At 67.0% G+C, this 1,205-nt stretch carries 2 protein-coding genes and 1 pseudogene; all 3 read right to left on the bottom strand.

Annotation, left to right across the window (positions count from 1 at the left end; genetic code table 11):
• A pseudogene (locus FREUN1FDRAFT_RS39150) lies at window positions 1-360 on the bottom strand (hypothetical protein); the annotation flags it as partial.
• Window positions 263-652 carry a DUF4035 domain-containing protein gene (locus FREUN1FDRAFT_RS48475; protein ID WP_083828978.1) on the bottom strand — a complete coding sequence of 130 codons (390 nt, stop codon included), beginning with the start codon at window positions 650-652 and terminating at the stop codon, window positions 263-265. The gene FREUN1FDRAFT_RS48475 and the pseudogene FREUN1FDRAFT_RS39150, both read right to left, overlap by 98 nt.
• Before the next feature lie 17 nt (window positions 653-669).
• Window positions 670-1,065 (bottom strand): hypothetical protein, encoded by a 396-nt coding sequence (locus tag FREUN1FDRAFT_RS39145; protein WP_006546001.1) that lies wholly within the window; start codon window positions 1,063-1,065, stop codon window positions 670-672.
• Between the last annotated feature and the right edge of the window lie 140 nt (window positions 1,066-1,205).

Raw genomic sequence — 1,205 nt, 5'->3', positions numbered from 1 at the left:
GCCGATGTTCTGCTGGACGCCTTTGATCGCGAGGCCAACCGTGTCGAGGGAGTCGCCCCACCCGGCGGCGTACACGTCGCCCTGGATCCGGCCGAGCTCAGCGGCCCGGTCCCCGGACGCGCCGAGCTGGGCGGCGAGCTTGTCGCCGGCGGACTCGTTCTCGATCGCGGTGCTGATGCCGACGCCCAGGGCGGTGCCGATCCCGGCGCCGATGGCGGACGAGGCGGAACGGATCCGCTCGCCCGCCCTCTGCACGGTGGACTCAGCCCGGGCCAGGCCCCCGTCCAGCTCGCCCTCGAGTCCGTCGGCGTCGCCCTGGATCCGAACCAGCAGGGTCGCGAGGCGACTGGTCGTCGACATTCCGCCTCCCCTGTTGAGTTGTGTCAGTGCCGCCGAGCCTCGCGTTCATCGCGCGGACGAGCTCGAGCTGTTCCTGCCAGGTCTGGGGCCGCCGGTCCCACTCCAACAGGAAATCGTTGAGCTTCTTCTGGCCGGCTTTCTTCCCGGCGAGCATGTTCGTGATGGTGGCCGCGATGAGCGCGGCCTGATAGTCACCACGGAGCGGGCCGAGGGGGCCGTTCACTTGCTCGTACGCGGCCCAGGCGGTGAGCTCCTTGGAGTCGATGCGGGCGAGGAGCTCGCCGACGGTCATGCCCCCCAGGGCGAGGGCTAGTCGATAGTGGAATCCTCGTCCGGGGTTTTCTCGAAATCCTCGACCAGCTCGCCCATGTCGTCGTCGCTGAGACCACAGAGTTTCTGTGCCTCGCCGAACAGCCTGTCGAGAGGCTTCGCGTTCTTCTTGGTGAGGAGCGCGAGGTCGGCGTCGGAGAACATCCGGGCACCGTCCTCGTCGACCGCGCACAGAATGATCAGTTTCGCCCTGGCATTACGCATGTTGACCTGGCGTGTCTTGCCCTTCTGCACCAGGCAGGACTGCTCGAACTGGTCGCGCTGCGCCCCGGAAATGGAACGCAGGCGGACCGTGCCACCCCACTCCGGGCACTCCACGTCGACCGACTTCCGGTCGTCGACAGCAAGGATCGCGTCACGAGTCAGCAGGCTCATCAGGTGTTAGCTCCCGAGTGCGGTGAGGTTCGGCTTGCCGCTGACCTTCCAGGCCGCGCTGCAAGCCATCTTGTCGTCGTACGGATATTCCGGCTCGAGCTTGGTGAGCACGAGGTTGACCTCCCAGGCCGTCTCCACGT

It is taken from the genome of Parafrankia sp. EUN1f, assembly GCF_000177675.1.
In the GTDB taxonomy this organism is placed as follows: Bacteria; Actinomycetota; Actinomycetes; order Frankiales; family Frankiaceae; genus Parafrankia.
Note: the sequence above shows the minus strand (reverse complement) of the source record. Positions and strands in the feature narration are given on the sequence as shown.

What these genes read in the sequence shown, in the direction of transcription:
- FREUN1FDRAFT_RS48475 (WP_083828978.1), bottom strand. Translation starts at nt 652, where the DNA reads ATGACCGTCGGCGAGCTCCTCGCCCGCATCGACTCCAAGGAGCTCACC.
- FREUN1FDRAFT_RS39145 (WP_006546001.1), bottom strand. Translation starts at nt 1,065, where the DNA reads ATGAGCCTGCTGACTCGTGACGCGATCCTTGCTGTCGACGACCGGAAG.